Annotated in this window: 23 protein-coding genes and 2 pseudogenes; all 25 read right to left on the bottom strand. The window is 28.6% G+C overall.

Annotation, left to right across the window (positions count from 1 at the left end; translation table 11 throughout):
* Nucleotides 1-51: 51 nt before the first annotated feature.
* Nucleotides 52-927: a hypothetical protein gene (locus GQR94_RS20795; RefSeq protein WP_158978830.1), complete on the bottom strand. Its 876-nt coding sequence runs from the start codon at nt 925-927 to the stop codon at nt 52-54.
* A 64-nt stretch (nt 928-991) separates the two neighbouring features.
* Entirely contained in the window at nt 992-1,615 is a 624-nt protein-coding gene (locus GQR94_RS20790) for a TIGR02594 family protein (protein ID WP_158978828.1), read from the bottom strand.
* A gap of 158 nt (nt 1,616-1,773) precedes the next feature.
* Nucleotides 1,774-2,199, bottom strand: a complete 426-nt coding sequence (locus GQR94_RS20785; RefSeq protein WP_158978826.1) for a hypothetical protein — start codon at nt 2,197-2,199, stop codon at nt 1,774-1,776.
* Nucleotides 2,200-2,619, bottom strand: a complete 420-nt coding sequence (locus GQR94_RS20780) for a hypothetical protein (RefSeq protein WP_158978824.1) — start codon at nt 2,617-2,619, stop codon at nt 2,200-2,202.
* 533 nt (nt 2,620-3,152) lie between these two features.
* Nucleotides 3,153-4,166, bottom strand: a complete 1,014-nt coding sequence (locus GQR94_RS20775) for a hypothetical protein (protein ID WP_158978822.1) — start codon at nt 4,164-4,166, stop codon at nt 3,153-3,155.
* 4 nt (nt 4,167-4,170) lie between these two features.
* The gene (locus GQR94_RS22540) at nt 4,171-4,710 is read right to left on the bottom strand and encodes a hypothetical protein (protein WP_199271503.1); all 540 of its coding nucleotides are present in this window, start codon (nt 4,708-4,710) and stop codon (nt 4,171-4,173) included.
* A 92-nt stretch (nt 4,711-4,802) separates the two neighbouring features.
* Nucleotides 4,803-5,186, bottom strand: a complete 384-nt coding sequence (locus GQR94_RS20765; protein WP_158978820.1) for a hypothetical protein — start codon at nt 5,184-5,186, stop codon at nt 4,803-4,805.
* A gap of 345 nt (nt 5,187-5,531) precedes the next feature.
* Nucleotides 5,532-6,062 (bottom strand): annotated as a pseudogene (locus GQR94_RS23005) (SH3 domain-containing protein); the annotation flags it as partial.
* 21 nt (nt 6,063-6,083) lie between these two features.
* Nucleotides 6,084-6,455 carry a hypothetical protein gene (locus GQR94_RS20755; protein WP_158978818.1) on the bottom strand — a complete coding sequence of 124 codons (372 nt, stop codon included), beginning with the start codon at nt 6,453-6,455 and terminating at the stop codon, nt 6,084-6,086.
* 435 nt (nt 6,456-6,890) lie between these two features.
* The gene (locus tag GQR94_RS20750; RefSeq protein WP_158978816.1) at nt 6,891-7,766 is read right to left on the bottom strand and encodes a DUF3828 domain-containing protein; all 876 of its coding nucleotides are present in this window, start codon (nt 7,764-7,766) and stop codon (nt 6,891-6,893) included.
* A 343-nt stretch (nt 7,767-8,109) separates the two neighbouring features.
* Entirely contained in the window at nt 8,110-8,886 is a 777-nt protein-coding gene (locus GQR94_RS20745; protein ID WP_158978814.1) for an SH3 domain-containing protein, read from the bottom strand.
* A gap of 68 nt (nt 8,887-8,954) precedes the next feature.
* On the bottom strand, nt 8,955-10,088 hold the full coding sequence (locus tag GQR94_RS20740) for an Imm5 family immunity protein (protein WP_158978812.1): 1,134 nt from the start codon (nt 10,086-10,088) through the stop codon (nt 8,955-8,957).
* A gap of 167 nt (nt 10,089-10,255) precedes the next feature.
* Complete coding sequence (locus tag GQR94_RS20735; RefSeq protein WP_158978810.1) at nt 10,256-10,555, bottom strand: hypothetical protein; 300 nt, start codon at nt 10,553-10,555, stop codon at nt 10,256-10,258.
* Nucleotides 10,556-10,611: 56 nt separating this feature from the next.
* Entirely contained in the window at nt 10,612-11,253 is a 642-nt protein-coding gene (locus GQR94_RS20730; protein ID WP_158978808.1) for a hypothetical protein, read from the bottom strand.
* 215 nt (nt 11,254-11,468) lie between these two features.
* The gene (locus GQR94_RS20725; protein ID WP_158978806.1) at nt 11,469-12,035 is read right to left on the bottom strand and encodes a T6SS immunity protein Tdi1 domain-containing protein; all 567 of its coding nucleotides are present in this window, start codon (nt 12,033-12,035) and stop codon (nt 11,469-11,471) included.
* A gap of 296 nt (nt 12,036-12,331) precedes the next feature.
* Nucleotides 12,332-13,081: a hypothetical protein gene (locus GQR94_RS20720; protein ID WP_158978804.1), complete on the bottom strand. Its 750-nt coding sequence runs from the start codon at nt 13,079-13,081 to the stop codon at nt 12,332-12,334.
* Between the two features lie 8 nt (nt 13,082-13,089).
* Nucleotides 13,090-13,611 carry an SMI1/KNR4 family protein gene (locus tag GQR94_RS20715; protein ID WP_158978803.1) on the bottom strand — a complete coding sequence of 174 codons (522 nt, stop codon included), beginning with the start codon at nt 13,609-13,611 and terminating at the stop codon, nt 13,090-13,092.
* Between the two features lies 1 nt (nt 13,612).
* Nucleotides 13,613-14,155 (bottom strand): annotated as a pseudogene (locus tag GQR94_RS20705) (RHS repeat-associated core domain-containing protein).
* A gap of 138 nt (nt 14,156-14,293) precedes the next feature.
* The gene (locus tag GQR94_RS20700; protein WP_158978800.1) at nt 14,294-14,818 is read right to left on the bottom strand and encodes a hypothetical protein; all 525 of its coding nucleotides are present in this window, start codon (nt 14,816-14,818) and stop codon (nt 14,294-14,296) included.
* Complete coding sequence (locus tag GQR94_RS20695) at nt 14,815-15,195, bottom strand: hypothetical protein (RefSeq protein ID WP_199271502.1); 381 nt, start codon at nt 15,193-15,195, stop codon at nt 14,815-14,817. Before GQR94_RS20695 ends, GQR94_RS20700 begins: the two co-directional genes overlap by 4 nt.
* Before the next feature lie 20 nt (nt 15,196-15,215).
* Nucleotides 15,216-15,731, bottom strand: a complete 516-nt coding sequence (locus GQR94_RS20690; RefSeq protein ID WP_158978799.1) for an RHS repeat-associated core domain-containing protein — start codon at nt 15,729-15,731, stop codon at nt 15,216-15,218.
* 263 nt (nt 15,732-15,994) lie between these two features.
* Nucleotides 15,995-16,426, bottom strand: a complete 432-nt coding sequence (locus tag GQR94_RS20685; RefSeq protein ID WP_158978788.1) for a hypothetical protein — start codon at nt 16,424-16,426, stop codon at nt 15,995-15,997.
* Between the two features lie 2 nt (nt 16,427-16,428).
* Entirely contained in the window at nt 16,429-16,953 is a 525-nt protein-coding gene (locus GQR94_RS22775; protein ID WP_158979739.1) for an RHS repeat-associated core domain-containing protein, read from the bottom strand.
* 215 nt (nt 16,954-17,168) lie between these two features.
* Entirely contained in the window at nt 17,169-17,687 is a 519-nt protein-coding gene (locus tag GQR94_RS20675; protein WP_158978798.1) for an Imm26 family immunity protein, read from the bottom strand.
* Nucleotides 17,688-17,693: 6 nt separating this feature from the next.
* The gene (locus tag GQR94_RS20670; protein WP_199271501.1) at nt 17,694-18,263 is read right to left on the bottom strand and encodes an RHS repeat-associated core domain-containing protein; all 570 of its coding nucleotides are present in this window, start codon (nt 18,261-18,263) and stop codon (nt 17,694-17,696) included.
* Nucleotides 18,264-18,468 lie beyond the last annotated feature (205 nt).

Here is an 18,468-nt window from a genome sequence, read left to right as displayed (position 1 = left end):
GTTACAAACGAGCGCTCATAAAACCATAAAATTGATTTTAGTACGATCGTGTTATCTACCTGAAGACTCTAATTTGTAAAGAGATATTTTACCTCGATGCTTTTTGAAATATAAATATAATATTTCTTCACCTAGTTCGCCTTCATCCAATTCTTCACTGGTTCTATTAAAAGAACAATATATTTCACATTTTAAATTGTCTGTACAATCAAGAATATTACTAAATGAAATTGTTTTTTTACACTTTACATCTTTTATATAATTCGAAATGACATCTATATTTATGTCATTATCGATATTAAAAATATCTTTTTCCTCACCATTTTCCGCGAAATCTTTGATCGCTTTAATATCTATTTTATTAAAACATTTTGAATTTGAAACTATAGGTGTTGCTTTTGATAAATTGTATTTATCAAATTTTACATCAACTAAACGTTCTATAATTTCAAAAGTAAATTTTTTAATATTATCTGATTTAAAATCAATGTCAGAAATATCAGTTGTAAAATTTATTTCTTCTTCTGAATTTTCAAAATAAACAGGCACTTCTATTTTGTGGATTGTCTTTTGATTATTCCAAATATTAATATTTAGTTGATATGGCTCTTCTCCATCACAACTATCTATTAATGCGAAAAATAAAGATTGATTTTTCTTTCCCTCGCTATCTATAACTTTAATGTTTTCCATTGGTAGTTTTAAATCACATAAAATACTTTGATTTTTAAAACTATATTTATCTAATAAATTACCTTTATTCAATATTAATACTTCAATGTTTTTTTTAAAACCATTATCTCCTAAAACCCCTTTCGTGTTTTTTGTAAAAACTGCTGTAAGTTTTCTGGAGTTATTTTGAAAAGTAATCTCTTTAAAAACGTTGTTTGTATCGTATGAATATGCTTCTTCTTTTTCTATATTCAAACTCAAATTACTTTTCTCGTCATTACTTTTTTTATTATTACAAGATGTAATTAAAAGTAAAGTACTAACGAGTAGTAGATAGAGATTCAAAGCCTTGAGATGTTGTCTTAATGTCATCATATATATAATCATTTTCTTTTGGTTCATAATTTGTTGGGATTCTAAAATAGTCTATTACGGATTTATCATATTTCCCAATACAAACTTTTCCTTTTGTGTTTTTTTTGTCGCCACCTGTTTGGTTACCTCCAAGTAAGTAAACACTATTGCCATCAACATTAACAACGAATCCTACGTGTCCTTTTCCATTATCGTTTTCTCCCCAATCAATTACAGCTAAAGCACCATACATTGGTTTCTCTTTTGAATCTTCTTTTCCCCAATTTTGCCAATTAGTCGCTTTTGCTGTGATTTTACCCGTATATTCTTTTGAGTTTTTGAATACCCAACAAGCAAAAGAGGAACACCAAGGCCAATCTCCATCATCGGTGATATGTGATTGGGTAAGTCCTGCTGATGCGTGATATTCAAGAACTCGTGGATTGTGATTTGATCCTACAATTTCTTCTGTCCATAATTCTCCATAGGCTATCGCTATCCATGATGCTCTTTCCTTCGAATCATAAGTGTTCGGATTGTTAACACATTCTGTATTAAATCTAAAAATAGCAGATAATTTGTTAAACATTTTTTTTCTGTGAACCCAACCATTGGGGTCGACTTCTAAATAATGTTTCTTAGAATAACCATTTAGTATTTTTGATTGTAACCAAAAATACTTAGAATCTTGATTAATAAGTGAAGCTAATTCTAATAATGTTTTGCCTAATCCTTCACTAAAATGGGCTACTTTCTTTTTTCTTCATTATCTGGTTCATAATGTTGACCAGAGACAGCTAAGATCTGCAAAACTTTGTTTTCTTTTACGGAAGTTAAAGATATTCCTCCAAAATCGCCACAAACTTGTTCACTAACAACAATTAGGCGATTATCTTTTAAAAGTAAATAATAATCAGGAATTATTTTATCACATATATATAAATCAATATTAGTAGGAATATCTTTTTTTTCAAGTTTTATCTTTTTTAATTTCGCTTTATAATTTTCATTAGTAACTATTATTTTAAGTTGGCTATTTGCAATACTTTCTTTTGATGCAGGAATATTATCAATCTCTAAAGTTATGTCATTAGAAGTCTGCTTTTGTTTGTTTTCTTGTGTTTGATTACATGAAAATAAAAAAGTAAAAATGATTAGGATTAGTGTTTTCATTTAAATTATATTAATTTTTTTTTCGCCTAAAAAGTCTTTTTCATTTTTGATAAAAAAAGAGTCTTTCTGATAAATAGACTCAAATTCTCTAACATCTACATGAACCCAAGAAATGGCTCCTGACCTACCATTATTTTGTATTTTAGGTTCCAAGCCAAAATGATTTTTCTTCCAACCATAACCATGTGTTTGGCCGGCCTCCTGCAACTCGTTTTCTTGAGAACTAATAATAAGATGAATATGACTACTCATATATACGTACGCATGTACGGTTAATCCTTTGTTTGCCATACAATAATTTAGAGAATCATCTAATATTTTAAAATAGGTTGGTCGAATAAATAAATCTACCCAATCAATTATTGTTATTGTCACAAATGTTGGAACGGTACTATCTATAACTTTATATCTCTGAGACATTGTTTAAAGAAATTGCATTGCAAATATTAAAGAAAATTAGACACACTTCACAGAAGTGCGCCAGGGTTGCGGATATGTCCCGCGAGGGGGTTAAACTCATCAAATAATTGTTCGCTATCAATCGTGCGAATATCCATATTCAAATTATCCATTATACAATATTTGTTACGCCCCAATGTATCCTGTTTAAAAGGAAAAAAAACATTGAGCTTTTTTAGGTATAGAATTTTTCTATTTTTGTCAAATTTAAAAAACATAGAAATATGATTTCCATAATGATCTTGTGTCGGTAACGAGCGAGACGCTTGCACCAGCTGGGGCATAAACGATATAGTTTCCTTACCTGAAAAAGATAAAGAACACATATTATACGCTCTTGATAGCTTATTACAAAACGTAAAAGCTAAACAAGCGTTCTCTTAAAAACAAAAAAAACCACAACACTAATGCTGTGGATTTTCATTATATTATATTTTACCGCTTACTCTGTGTAGGCACGGATTACAAATCCGCGCTATCGGGTTGGTAATCCTTTAAATTTCATTGTTTGAGTCATATACTTCATCATAAAACTTGTCAGAATCTATCTCTTTTATATCATAATTAATATTTTCTAGACGGTACTTAGTGATTTTTCCATAATCATATGATTGAGCTTCTGATTTAAATAATATTAATGTTTTTTTATTTTCATCTAAATACCAATAGGTTACCACATAGCTATTCTTACTATCTGAGTTTGTTAATTTAATGATTTTATTATCAATCAATTTTATTTTATGGTGATCTGTTTGAATAGCTGGATTCTTAAATTTAAAATCTAAACCATTAACTGTGATTAAATTTATAAATTCACCATCATTACCGTTAAGTCTAATTTCCTTGATAGATGTCGTCGATATCTTATCAAAATCAACAGAATTCGACTTTTCATTAGTTATTTTTCCTTCTTCAATTTCAGTAATCTTGATTTTAGAATTTAAACTATTAATAGGTAACTTATCTTCAAAGGAATATCTATGCCATTTTTTTTCTAATTCTTTTATGAATTTATCAGGTATATTATTACTTATTTCTATTATTCTACCTTTAGAATTCTTATCAAGAACTTGATCAAAATGATTTACACCAATGCCATCTGCAAAATAATTTACTTTTGTTTTAGTATCATAAAAAATTACTTTCAAGTTTTTAGCAAGCTCTTCTGATTTTGCATAATACTGGTAAGCGAATTGAATTTCTGCAAAAGAGTCATTGTTAATATCTGATATTTCGAAAGAACCATTTAAATAATCTATACCACATAAGGTTTCATTATTATTACAATCTGAATATGGAATAATAATTTCTATACTGTCAATGTATTTTTTGTTCTCTAAAATTTTAAAAACTGACTTTTCAGCATACCCTAATTTTCTGTTTTTTTTATACTTAACAATTTCAATATTAAATTCTCCTGTATTATTTACCACATTTTTTTCTTTTTTCTGACCATTACAACCCAGAAAACTTACTAATGAAATATAAATGATTAATTTTATCTGCATATTTTTATCTAAGAGAAGAAAATGTTTCTTCAGGATTATTAACATTAATAATTGGAAGATTGCTTTCATTTAATTCTTCCGTAACAACAAACTCTTTTGGTTTCATATAAAACGCAATACTACTTTTAGTATATGCTGAAAAACATACACTTTCATCACCGCCTGCTCCTTTTTCTTGATTTCCTATAACTCCATTTTGATTACCACCTAATAACACAATTCTTCCGCTAGAAGTTTTGCCAACAACAAAAGCAACATGGCTAGTTGAGATTACTGCTAATGCTCCCAAAAAAGGTTTTCCATAATCTTCCCCTTCTTTCCAACCTCCAATGTTTTTCCTTTTTGGATTTATATACCTATTGTTAAAAGGTCCCCATTCAAACGCTCTTACTTGAATGTCCTGCAACTCGTTTTCTTGAGAACTAATAATAAGATGAATATGACTACTCATATATACGTACGCATGTACGGTTAATCCTTTGTTTGCATTACAATAATTTAAAGAATCATCTAATATTTTAAAATAGGATAAATTGCATTGCAAATACTAAAGAAAATTAGACACACTTCACAGAAGTGCGCCAGGGTTGCGGATATGTCGCGCTAAGGGGGGTATAGCTTATTAAGGTTATTTTTCTATTCATTTGGTGAGTCACCCATTAGCTTTTTTTTACGAATCAGATAGTATATTCCATAGATTAAAATTAAAGAAAATTCGAATATTAGTATTAATAATATGGAACCGGTGTTAAATGAAATTTCTTTTCTAATAGCCCAAAAGAAATAAAAATTATAAAAACAGAAAGTTGCTACAAAAAAATATTTTATACTTTTCTTATTTTTAAAGCAGAAAGAAAAAGCGATATTTAAAAATATACTTGCAAGCATTAATAAAAAGCCAGGCCCAGGATCCCTTTTGTTAAAGGCTTCAACTGATTTCATTATAATTAATGAAGATATCATTATTATAAGTATAGAAATTAGAATATCTGTAATGTTATTTTCCGTTTTTTTTGACATATTATCTGTTAAATTTATTGCGATAAGTTATCGAATAGAAGGTTTAATTGAAAAATTAATGGTAATAAATGTATAAACCTATTGAATATCCGTATTATGTACCTAAGATAATACTAACACGTTATATTTTCTATTAATTAATTGTAATTCATTGTTTTGTATAATTTCTGGGTCTAAAATATCCTATCCAACCTCCCTGAATAAAAATCATTACGTAAGTGCGTGCATTACGCTCGTTACCAATTGAGTAAGATACATAAGAAGAAAAGAAATGAGTGATGAATATTATTATTAAAGCAGTAACGGCACAAGCGAGACGCTTGCGGGGGTATATTTGTAAAATATTTATTTATCACACTTGTATAGAAAAACTGGGTTTTGATTACTGATTAATGCTTCTGAATATTGTCTTTGACCATTTACCTTATTATAATAACCTAACCAATTTAATTTAATCTTAAAATTGTCTTTTCTCTCTAAGGTTACTACCGCACTATCATTTATATATGCTTTTGAAAAAATATCCTCACCAACAGACCCCGTTATACTTTTTAATCTATAGCTAATAATATCGTCATTACTATTTACTTTGGTTAAATAAATATAATACTGATTTGGCTCAACACAAATAATCAATTCTTTATTCTTCTTTATTTCGATACCAATTGGGTTTTCACATTCTGAATCAGCATTCCATTTCCCTAAAATTGACTCCTTCCCGTTTTTGTACCTAATCCTTGAATTATGTACATAACCTAATTTTCCTTCTTTTGTTTCTACTAAAAACCACTTGTCAGTATTGTCTATGATATCAATCTCTTCACCATTATTTATCGTTGTTATTATTTTAGAATTCGTGCTTTTTTCTCTTCTTAAATTTGTGTATCCATCAGAATCTTATATAAAACTTTTTTTTATTTTTCTGTTTAATTTTTCATTAATTAAATTGTAGATATTTTTATCTTGTCTAAAGAAAATAACAACATTTTCATCAATTTTTTTATTGTTGATATTTAAAAATTTTAAAAGCTCCTCCGTATCATAAATGATTGCATTTTTATATATCTCAGTGTAAAGTTCGGCATCTGCGCCATCGGTAACATTTTTTAGAGAATCTAGACTCTTATATGTCTTTTCATTGGTAGAGTTATTTTCAATTTCATTTTGAATTAAATTTAACTTCTCAAAGTTTGATATTGTTTTACTCACTTGTGAATTGCACGATATTAAATTAATCAGTGAGATTATCAGTATAATGATTTGTTTCATTTCTATATGCTTTTTTATGTATTATACTCTCGCTAGCGCTCATTTGTAACGAGTGTCGCCCTTAGTTATTGTAAGGAACCAATATCGTCAATATTTAGTTTTGTATAATCATTTTCAAAATTGTAGCCTGGTTATAGTTCTAATTTGTAGCGTTGCTAATAGGATAATAAAATAGACTTGCCATGTAAATACATATATCCAATATGCAGTTGCAAAAGAAACAAAAAATACAACCCTTGGATTATGAGATTTATGCTTTCTACTCATTACTTAAAAGTACAAAAGCTAACTAAAACATTTATAATTTTAATTGATGTTTTCTTACGCGATGCGGCACTCGTTACAAATGAGCGCTAGCGGGGGCGATTTGAAAATTCCTTAACTTAATGACATTTAATGAGCGCTAGCGGGGTTTATTTACAAATGCCTCTTAATCTATTCATCTTTAGAATAAAACACATCCATAAATGGTTTATTATTTATTTTCTTTTTGTATGAATCTACCCATTCTTTATAATAATAAGTTACAGTGACAACTTCTTTTTCTAATGAGTATTTTGCAAATGGTTTCCCTTTTTGAGGAATAAGTTCTTTAGACAAACCAAATGTTTCATTAAACTGCATATCATTAACACAATCCATCCCTATTTCTCCCCATATGAGTTCTACCTCAGTATCGTTTACTATTTTTATCGAAAAGGCATATATGCATTGCCCGTTGAATAAATATGTTAGATTATCAGTTGTTATGTGTATCTCAATATGATCATTTTGCCAACTATCTATAATTGCTTTTGATTTTGTTTTATTATTAGTAATATTATTTTTAAAATTCAAATATTCATCATTAAGAATGCTGTAAATTAATAGTTTGCCTTCACTATTGTTTTTTAATAACAAATCTATGTTTGTTCTTTTCTCATCACTATTAGCAAATCTAAAAAAGCTTACCCTATATTCATCCCTGTTTTTTAAAGGTTTTATTTCTATAGATTTCATAAGTATATTTTCATCCCAATCTTGCCCATAAATAAAAGGGTCATAATCTAACATAAGATTATCCTCTATAGTTAGACTATCCATTCTTTTTAAAATACGAGATGACACATACTCTTCTATACCTTCTCTATCTCTATATTCGCCATAATACTTTTTGTAGAATTCTGTTAAAATAACGACACCATCTTTATTGTTAGTAATGACAGAATCTATTTGGGCAGTTGAGTTTTGAATACTATCAGTATTCTTATTCGCTTCTTTACAGCTAATCAGTAATAATAATAAAGGGATGTACAAATTAAAATATTTCATTATTATTATTATTATTATTATTTATCTACGTTATTGCCATCTGAAAACATGATAATCTTTTTCATTATAATCAGTATGAACTATGATTGAATTTTGTTTAAAATCTGAAACCCACTAACTACCTGTCCACATGGAAATATGACCCCACTTTCTATCACCAGTTTTATCAAAAACTACAATATCCCTCAGCTAGTGCGAGTGTGAAGCTCGTAACAGAGTGAGTAAGATACAAAAGAGTAAAAGAAATGAGTAATGAAAATTATTATTAGCAAAGCAATAACGGCACAAGAGGGGTGCTGTGTTAGCATTCCAATACTGTGTTTTTTTTGTAGCAGAAAGTTGTTTACTTCACAAAGTCTTTACTAACATAACCTTCTTTACCATTTATCTCTATCTTAACCCAAGAATCTAAAACTTCTAAAACTCTTAAAGCATCTTTTGGGTAAGCTTTTTCTATAATATCGCTATCGCTATTGGGTATTGACCTTACATTCAAATAAGTTTCTACTTGTGCGTAGACAGTTGAACCTAACAAAAAAGGATTTTTTTTAATTTCTTCTTCTTTAATTTTTATATACTCTCCAATAGATGAAATTGAATATGTTGTTATTTTTTTATTTGTAATTTTTCCATATTCAGTAGTTACATCAGTTACAAATATATTATAGTTATTATCAATTGTAAATGAGGTCACTACTTTATATTCTTCTTCATTATCTGGTTCATAATGTAGACCAGAGACAGCTAAGATCTGCAAAACTTTGTTTTCTTTTATGGAAGTTAAAGATATTCCTCCAAAATCGCCACAAACTTGTTCACTAACAACAATTAGGCGATTATCTTTTAAAAGTAAATAATAATCAGGAATTATTTTATCACATATATATAAATCAATATTAGTAGGAATATCTTTTTTTTCAAGTTTTATCTTTTTTAATTTCGCTTTATAATTTTCATTAGTAACTATTATTTTAAGTTGGTTATTTGCAATACTTTCTTTTGATGCAGGAGTATTATCAATCTCTAAAGTTATGTCATTAGAAGTCTGCTTTTGTTTGTTTTCTTGTGTTTGATTACATGAAAATAAAAAAGTAAAAATGATTAGGATTAGTGTTTTCATTTAAATTATATTAATTATTTTTTTCGCATAAAAAGTCTTTTTCATTTTTGATAAAAAAAGAGTCATTTCTATTCAATAAATATTGTTTTCGAATTTTTTAATAATTTTCTCCACCATTCAGGGGTGTATTCTTTTGATCTTGGATAACTTTCAAATTCTGCTATAAAATTATCTGGCTGCTGCTTAGGCTCTGGAAGTAATTTTATAAGATCATAATTGAATCTATAACTATATGAATCATCGTTTTGTACCTCAATTTCATAACTAAGCCAAGCTCCATTGCGAGTTTCTTGTTTATACATTATATCTTTCAATTGTTCCATTAAGAAAACACTTGATTTTTCACCTGAATGTAAAAAGAAAGTTAATGGAATTTTTTGTTTATCAGAGCCCTTAAAATAATAAGCTCTCATTGATTTTCCTGTTTTTAATACTTCACCTTCTATTTGAATTTTATCCCATTTAGGATCATTCTTGATGTCTTTTTTAACGAGCTCAATGACACTTTTTAGTTTGTTTTCAATTATATCTTTTAAATCTGGAGCTATATTTCTTTTTATAATTTCTTGTTCATTAAAATCTACTTTTTTTAATTTAATAGAAGTGAAAATTTCATTTGGATTTTGTTTCATTGAACTTATAATGTCCAAATAGTTGAACCAAAATTCTTTCCTTTTCTTTTTATCACCTTCATTTAAAAATGGATTACCGCCTGAATATACATTGGATAATAAGAAATCAGGATTCCATTCCTCCCAATCAAAATCATTATCATCTTCACCTTCATAATTTTCTATATCTAGAATTAAGGCAGCATCGTATGTTAAGTTACTAAATAAAGATAAAACGCTCAGCATAATACCAGAAGTTGGCTGACTATCTATCGTTTCAAAATAGTTTCTGTATTTTTTTATAACCTTTTTGAAATCAACCTCCTTATCATTATATAAAAATTCTTCAGCTAGAAATAGTCCTTCATTAATAAAATCGTCATTGATTTTAAATTTCAAATATGCTCTTTTGCAACATTCTAAAAAAACTTTATTTATTGACTTAAACCCTAATGTTTTGGCAATTTCTACTCTTTCTTTTAATGGTAAATGAGAGTTAGATGATTTTTCAATTATTTTTTTGTAGCCACTAATCATTTTTCTTTGATAAATTAACTGTGTATAATTCTCTACATATTGAGATAGATTCAATAGTTTTTACTTAATTTCTAGGGTAACACTCAGATATGCTTTAAACATTATATTTTCTAATAAAAACAGATGTCAATTCCTATAAAAAACGAATACTATCAAAAGGAAGGATATTAATATTGAGATATTTAGAAGTGTGGTTTAGATAGTACTTTTCATATTTTCAGTTAAATACTTACCTTCTTTAAGCCTTCTATCCTTGTAGGAGAAAAACCAGAATACATTTGTTTTATTATCTCTACGCACTCATTATATGAAGCATATTTTTGTAATGTCAATCTATTTTTAATATCATAAGGAATATCTACAAGCCATTTATCTCGGGTTTCGTAAGCAAATTGTATGGGTTCTTTTTCAGTTTTAACACCAAAAAAAGAACCTTCTTCCTCCGAAATTTTATAGAATTCAGATAAAGCTTTTTTAAGATTTAATTCTTTGTCCTGAAACTCGTTTGAAAATATTTTCATTACGATGATATTTTTAGTGACTCTGTTGTTATAGCCGGAATTGAGATTCAGAAATGTTATATATTATAATATTTTCCCTTGATTGCCATTCCAGCAGCTTTAGTTAGTGGCTGATAATCAGACTCTTCTAGGCTTTTGGATAAAAACTCATGTACTTCCGGCAAACCTAACCAACCAGCACATGCAACTGCTAGTCCAACTCTAACATCAGAATATCCAATTTCTCGCTTAGGAGTGAAGCTATTAATAATACTGATGATTTCTATTTTTTCTTTATCCTTCGGAATTACTTTATCTATTGCTAATGATTTTAATGCGCCATTAACTACAGCGAAATTACCAAATGAAAGTAAATGTAGAACAGGCTTTACATCATTTTTATTGTTTTTTACAATTCTACAATATGCCGCAGCAGCACTTGCTGTTATCATATCGTGCTCTAAGTTTTTTTTGCAAATGTCATATAGAAAATCTTTTGATTTTACATAATTTATATCACCTAAAGTATTCGTGCAAGCCACTATCAATTGCCAGGATTTTCCTTTTTCATATTCTTTATTTAATAAATTAAATAAATCATCCCCTAATTCTGTTATTTTATTCCTTTGGATAATTTTTACAGCCTTATTTCTATCTGCTATTTTAGTTGACTTTAACAGTTCTTTCAGCTTATCTGTACTTACTTCAATTTTTGCCATTGTTCAATTTTTGATTTGGGGTAATATTTATTTCCACTCTTAACATCTGGTATATCTTATAATGTAATACCAAAATCTATCATAGACTCAAGTGATACTAGTTTAGCATGTTTTAACCTTATTAGCTTCTAAGAATAATTCGATATTAGCTCTTAAAAAACCAAAACCCTATGATTTTAATTCATAGGGGTTGACAATTATAAATTTATATAAAATTAATCTATTTTACCAGTGAATTGCGTAATTATGCTAAGGTGTTCAATAATATTTACTTTTTCTACATTTTCAACTTTTTCAGCACCACCTGCCGCTAATATAGGGACATAACCATAACATTCATCAAAGGCTAAACTTCCTAAGCGAGAAAATGTCTCTTTATATATTTGAATTTTAAATATATCATTAGCATAAGCATCATCAGCCAAATCCATATCAAAAAACCATGTCATGTCATCATCATTCTCTATAATATTATAGCTACCATACCTAAATTTAATCAGTCGAATGGCATCACCGGTCCACACTAAGTAATCTCCAAAAGCTGTAATGGCGAAAACTATTTCTGCGTTATTGGGATTAAGATAATTTTCATTAAGTGAACCTTGATAATTATTCGGATTAATAATTTTTAGAAATTCATCCATATATACACCAAAACCAAACTCAGCCCAAAATTTTAATAACTCGTCGGGTAATTTACCTTCAAAATCAGATATTAATTTTTCATAAACTTTTTGCTCAATCTTAAAATTAGGATACTTTGCGAAGAATACTTTAAACATTTGTGTGATACTAATTATTTAAAAAATTAATTATTTGCAGGAAGAATTATAGTTCTAAAAACATGCCTTTTAATTAAAAGATATTATTTTTTTATAGTCAACATAGATTTTTCGTTGCAAATAAAATAGATCAAGTTCTCCGTATATTTAGGTAGATTTAATGATATTTACTTAATTTATATTGGCACGAGTTACAATCTAGACCTAGTAAAGGCGACATTTATAAGTTTGCTATTATTTAAAATTTTGAGCAAGTGGATTATTTTTGACTATATCATTAACTGTTATAGGATAGTTTATTGCTGTATTTTTAAAAAATCGTTAACACTTAAAATTTGTTTTATGTTATTAGCTGTTTCTATGATATTTTCATCATTACCTTTTGGTTTATTTTCTATTAAACTGAAACATGTACCTTTATTTATTTTTTCTTTTTTGATGTTTTGATCTAATAAATCATATATATGTAAGTTTTTTAGATAAGTAATCCATCCTATCGTATAATGACCTCTCTGTCTTAATTTTCTGAAAATGTCGCTTGAAATTGCATTTGCAAATTTAACATCTACTGTTTTTGTTAATTCGTTAAATAATTTAAAAATATAATCCTGTATTAATTTATCTTGACTCTCTTGAGAATACTCAATTTTTATTGAAGATGTCATTTCTTCATAGCTTCCTTGTGTTATAAAGAGTGTGACATTTGGGTTATTTTCAATATTTAAATTGGAATTAAAAAAAAGAATGGATGAAAAACCAGACCATGACATAGAATTTTCAGATAATTCTTTATTTTTTATATCTGAGTTTTTATATGCAATATCTTTTTCTTCGTTAATTATTTTTTTTAAATTTTTTGAAGTAAAATCAGATAATTCATTATTAAATAAATAGCTTTTTTCTTTTTCAATGTCAAAGACATTTGGCGAATTAAATATTGAATCAAATGATTGTAATTGAAGAATTATTTTTTTACTAAAAAGAATGTATTCTTTTGCAGTCATTGTTTCTGTTTTGATAAAAAAATTTAATTTAATATTATCCATTAAATCACTTATTTAGAAGTTACGATTATATCAAAATCATCATAGGCATCTCCGTAAGGTTCAAAATCTTCTAGCCAATACCAGTTATAGCCACCTGATTCATATAGTCTTTCCAAAAGTTCTGTAAAACTCTTTGCAATAATAGCACTGTCTTCTGGGTTTGCATGAGTTTCCAAAAAGCTATCATAGCAATACCCGAAATTTCTATCCGATAAATCAATACTTATGTATTGACTTAATTGCTCGGAAGAAGCAATTAAGAACCAGTAATTACTTATGTCTCCCTCTAATTCTTCCCAAATAACATCATCTTCAGGAAATAATTTTTTATTTGTTGGAATTAATTCATCTAATGAACTGATTTTAATAGCATAAGATTTATTACTAAATAACTCTAAACTTTCATATTTCTCATAGAAGTACTTTAGATCATCAGGTAGGTTTATTTTATTTTCATTAGTATTCATTTTTGGCACAAGGTTGCAATTAGCATCCTTTCCAATTAATTCTAAAATATCTTGTATATTCATTTTATCCACATTTAGTATATGCGTACTTGTTGAACTGTTTATAAAATTCTCTTCTTTTGGCTTCGGGTACATTAGCAGCATCAAACATAACCTCTGAAAGTTCTTGCATTTGTTTAGAAGTCATGTCTTTTCAATTACCTCTGACTTTGCCAAAGGTATCCTTCATCCATTGTCTTTCTACTGTATGAGCTGCATCATGTAAATCTTTAGTTAATTGTATAGTTGGTTGTACAGATTGTCTACTAACATAGCCGGGTATATTATTTTTTGCCCAAGCATCCATTATATTATGGAGATTGAATAGGTCAGGACTTTTATTACCATAATTGACTATGTCATAAAGATTTCCTTGTAAACCGACAGGGTCAACCCAAATATTAGTATCATGTACATAAGAATATAGTCTTTCTCCAGCAGCAAGTCTAATCGGATCGTGATTTAAGCAAATACCTTCATCAGGAGAGTAGTATCTAAACCTGTTATAATACAGCCCAGTTTCTACATCCTCGTAATGTCCTTGATACCTAAAAGGGCAATCTGCCAATGAACCTGTTACAAGTTTACGTACTTTTTAGTAAATATCATAAATCAATAAATTTTCAAACAATAAAACAAAAACCACAACGATAGCTGTGGTTTTTGTTTTATTAGATGTGTTTCAGTTTCTTACTCAAATAGCAATTCAACCAAATGCATATACAGGTCTCATATTTATATCCGATTCATTTTCGTGTTTAGATAGCCTTATCCTTAATAATTCGTTATTCTCTGTTATTATTAATTCATATCTCAAATTAAGGTATTCAAATACAATTTGCTTTATTGTTTTTAAATCACTTATTTTATAAAAAACTCTAATATGTGAATAAGGTGCTAATTGTTTTTTAATCGAATTTAGATTAGAAAAGTCTTGATTAATATCAATTTTCTTTTCAAGGTAATTTATGCTATTAGGATTATTTTTTATATTTAAATCAATATACTCTATCCTTGGTGGAACTTTGATAGTTTCTGCACCAAAACCAATCATAATTCCTTTATCATCGATATCAATTGGATACTCATCTATTTCATCAAGCTCATAGTCTGCTAAAACTTCATCCAAATTTATTGCTAAAGAAATATTAATTAGTTTTTTAAAACTATTATCTCTTATATCTTTTAGAAATAAATCTGACGTTATTTTTTTTGAATTTCCCTTTGTCATAATAGATTGTTTTCTCTCAGTGAATCGTAGTAGTCACCGTCACTTTCTAATTTTTCTATAATCTTTTTTGAGACTTCATCAACCGACAATGTCGGTACTTCTTCTCTTTTGACTGGATGAATAGAAAAGTGATGATTAGAATTACTTGATTTTATAAATTTCAAAAATTCTATAGTGTCTATTTTGCTTAGAATGATATCCTTTCCAGAGAATTTTAAATATTCTTCCATATAATATTCATCCTGCCATAACATTAAAGTATCACTTTTGTCATTGCCTACAATCAATTGAAAAGTAGATTCAGATGTCACTGACTTGATAAAATTGCTCTCTCTTTTTTGATATTCTGAAGTTTGAATTTTTTGTTTTGCAATCATTTCCAAATAAATTTAAGAGTTTAATTACACTTTATTTTTCCTTTCTTTTTGCCCTTTTTAGATATACTCTCTCCTTTTTTATTCTTGGCTCCATAATCATCATACTTATGCTGTAATTTATGGTTTGCTTCTAAATTTAATTCTGAATACCTGTAATCATAACCTTTAGCACTTTCATAACCTCTAAAATGAGCGCGATCATAACCCGGTGGAACAGTCATTTTACTAAATGGGACAGCATTATTATATTGTTGTTTGAACCAACCCCTAATATGACTAGGTTGTTTTGGGTCATTCATTATTCCTTTGTGCAGAGCGGCTTTTCCTGCATTAGACCTTGCTAAACCAAATGGGTCTACCCAAGCATTACTATCATGCACATAACTATACAAATTAGGCATTCCACCTGCAAGCCCAATCGGGTCTTGTGAAATATATACACCTTCATCAGGAGAGTAATACCTAAACCTATTATAGTATAGCCCAGTTTCTACATCCTCGTACTGTCCTTGATACCTAAAAGGGCAATCTGCCAATGAACCTGTTACAAGTTTACGTACTTTTTAGAGAAAATTTTATTTTGCATGGCAAATTTGGACCTCTTTATTTCGCGCCAGTTGGTGATTGAGAATACAAAAGCTATCTAAATGTTTAGATAGCTTATATTATTATTACTTACTCGATATGGCACTCGTTTTAAACGGCGGTAGCAGGGTCGCTATTATCTTTCATTTCTAAGCATTCCAAATTTTCAAAACTTAAATAATTATAATGTTTTTGTTTATGGATTATAACTTTTTTATTCAGGATAATCTAAATCTTTTGAATAATCGACCTCTTCTTCTAACCAACCAATTTCATTACACCAATTTTTTATATCGGATAGTAATTCTTTTGAATCAATTTCTTTGAACTTATATTTTTTTAAGGAATCTTCTAAATAATTGTAAAAGGTATGACCTAAATCATGGCGTATTTCTGTCTTATACATCTTTTTATATTTTTCATAACTTGTGGCTATGTCTAAAGTCAAATAGGCATCATCTTTATCAAATCTTCTAAATGTTTTACGCCCAATTTCATCGGGTAAACATCTAAAAGCAAAACCAATTGTATTTGGTTCTTTAATATTCTTATATTTCTCATTTATTTTATCCCAAACAACTTCAAGTTCTTTTCTTAACTCAATAATAAAAGTTAGGTAAGTATCACAATTTACTGATATTCTCATAATTAATGACAAGCTTTATTTCCTGCTGGTAAAAATCCTTTCCAAGCTAAGTAGCCTTTTAATTTCATTCTTTCAAGCATTTGCATTAATTTTTTAGGCCCATTATGAGTTCCTACTTTCTCTAAATTCATTTTTTCTAACCATTTTAGGGAGTATCTTGTTTTTGGATTTTTTGTTTCTCCTAGCTTCCATAACTCACCCTCTTTCAAAAACATTTCGCCAATTGGCTGTTTTTTACCCCATTCCATAACTGGATACCAACCATCTTTTTTGGCTAATAAAGCATATAATTCTTTTAATCCAAAAGGGTCAATAAATGAATTCGAATCGTGTACGTAAGCATATATATTTGGATTAGCACTTTGTATACCTAATGGATCTTGACTTATATACGTTCCACTATCAGGCGAGTAATACCTAAACCTGTTATAGTACAGCCTAGTTTCTACATCCTCGTACTGTCCTTGATACCTGAAAGGGCAATCTGCCAATGAACCTATTACAAGTTTACGTACTTTTCCGTAAATATTTTATTTTGCCTGGCAAGTTTTTGACTTCTTTATATCGCGCTAGTCAATTTTTGAAAACAAAAAAGCTATCTAAATGTTTAGATAGCTTTTTTGTTTTTCTTATTAGGAATGATACAAACTTTGCAGAGCTGGCAGAATGTAAAAGAAATTCGTTTTATAAAAAATAAAAAGTCACTCCCTATAAAAAAAGAAAGTGACTCTGTTATATCTGATTAATTCACAAACAATTCTTTAATAATACGCTTTTCTAGTTGATTTGGTTGCCATACCTTCCAAGCTTCATATTGTTCAGCTTCTTTCTCAGATATTTCAGTTTCCTTATTAGCATAAAGGTTTTTTACTCTTAAATCATCATAAGTTCCAATAACAAGGTTAATTTGTTTGTAATCAGAGTCATTAATTTTGTCATAATCTTGATCTGAACTTACTAGTCTCCATCTTTTTTTTGTAAACTCAAGACCAGAAGTTGTAACTGGTGGAAATAATCTTCCCGATTCTTTAACTAAATCTTGATTATAATCTTTAAGAGTCATTGTTTTTTCAAACACTTCAACTAAAACACCGCCGCCAGCTCGATCTTCTATAAATCTTCCAAAAGCATATTGTTTATCTTCAGGATATTTTACACGAGTATAACTCTTAGTAGCTTTTTCTTTAGGGTCTATAAATAAGGGTATACAGAAGATATCACCTGCTTTTAGTATTCCTTTATAGTTATCGTTTCCTTTCATATTATTTTATCCACATTTAACTTTTGATTTACCTTTTCCTTTAGCGTTATCGTATTCTGCTTTTAACTTTTTACCTCTAGCATCGGTACGATTTTTATCAAATGAATTTATCTTATTACCTTTGTTATTTGGGCCAATTTCTTCACCAATAGTACCTGTTTTTGTACCGTGTTTTTCTATTAAGTGTTGTTCATTACCTCTTGCTTCAGCAAAAGTTAAATCATCTTTTAAAACTTTTAATTCTGTATCTACATCTGCTCGACCCGTATCAATATGCTCTCCTAAACGTCGGTTAGAATCATTACAAATACCTATGTAATATGGTTCTTTAGCACCTTCTTCAAATAAACCATATACGGAGAATCCACCTTGATCTAACGGGGTCAATCCCATTGGATCAACCAATAAATTAACATCTTTGGTATATGCATATAGATTGTCACCACCACTAAGTTTTATAGGATCGTGATTTAAGCAAATACCTTCATCCGGCGCATAATATCTTCGTCGTTTATAGTACAGCCCAGTTTCTACATCCTCGTACTGTCCTTGATACCTAAAAGGGCAATCAGCCAATGAACCTATTACAAGTTTACGTACTTTTTAGAGAATATTTTATTGTGCTTGGCAAGTTTTTGACTTCTTTATCTCACGCTAGTTGGTGTTTGAGAATACAAAAGCTATCTAAATGTTTAGATAGCTTATATTATTATTTCTTACTCGATATGGCACTCGTTACGGACGAGTGCTAGCGAAGGTTTAGGGCTAGAAAGCAACTTTT

Origin of the sequence: Cellulophaga sp. L1A9 (assembly GCF_009797025.1) — a bacterium.
GTDB lineage: Bacteria > Bacteroidota > Bacteroidia > Flavobacteriales > Flavobacteriaceae > Cellulophaga.
The sequence above is the reverse complement of the archived record's forward strand: the minus strand, read 5'-3'. Positions and strand labels throughout refer to the sequence as shown.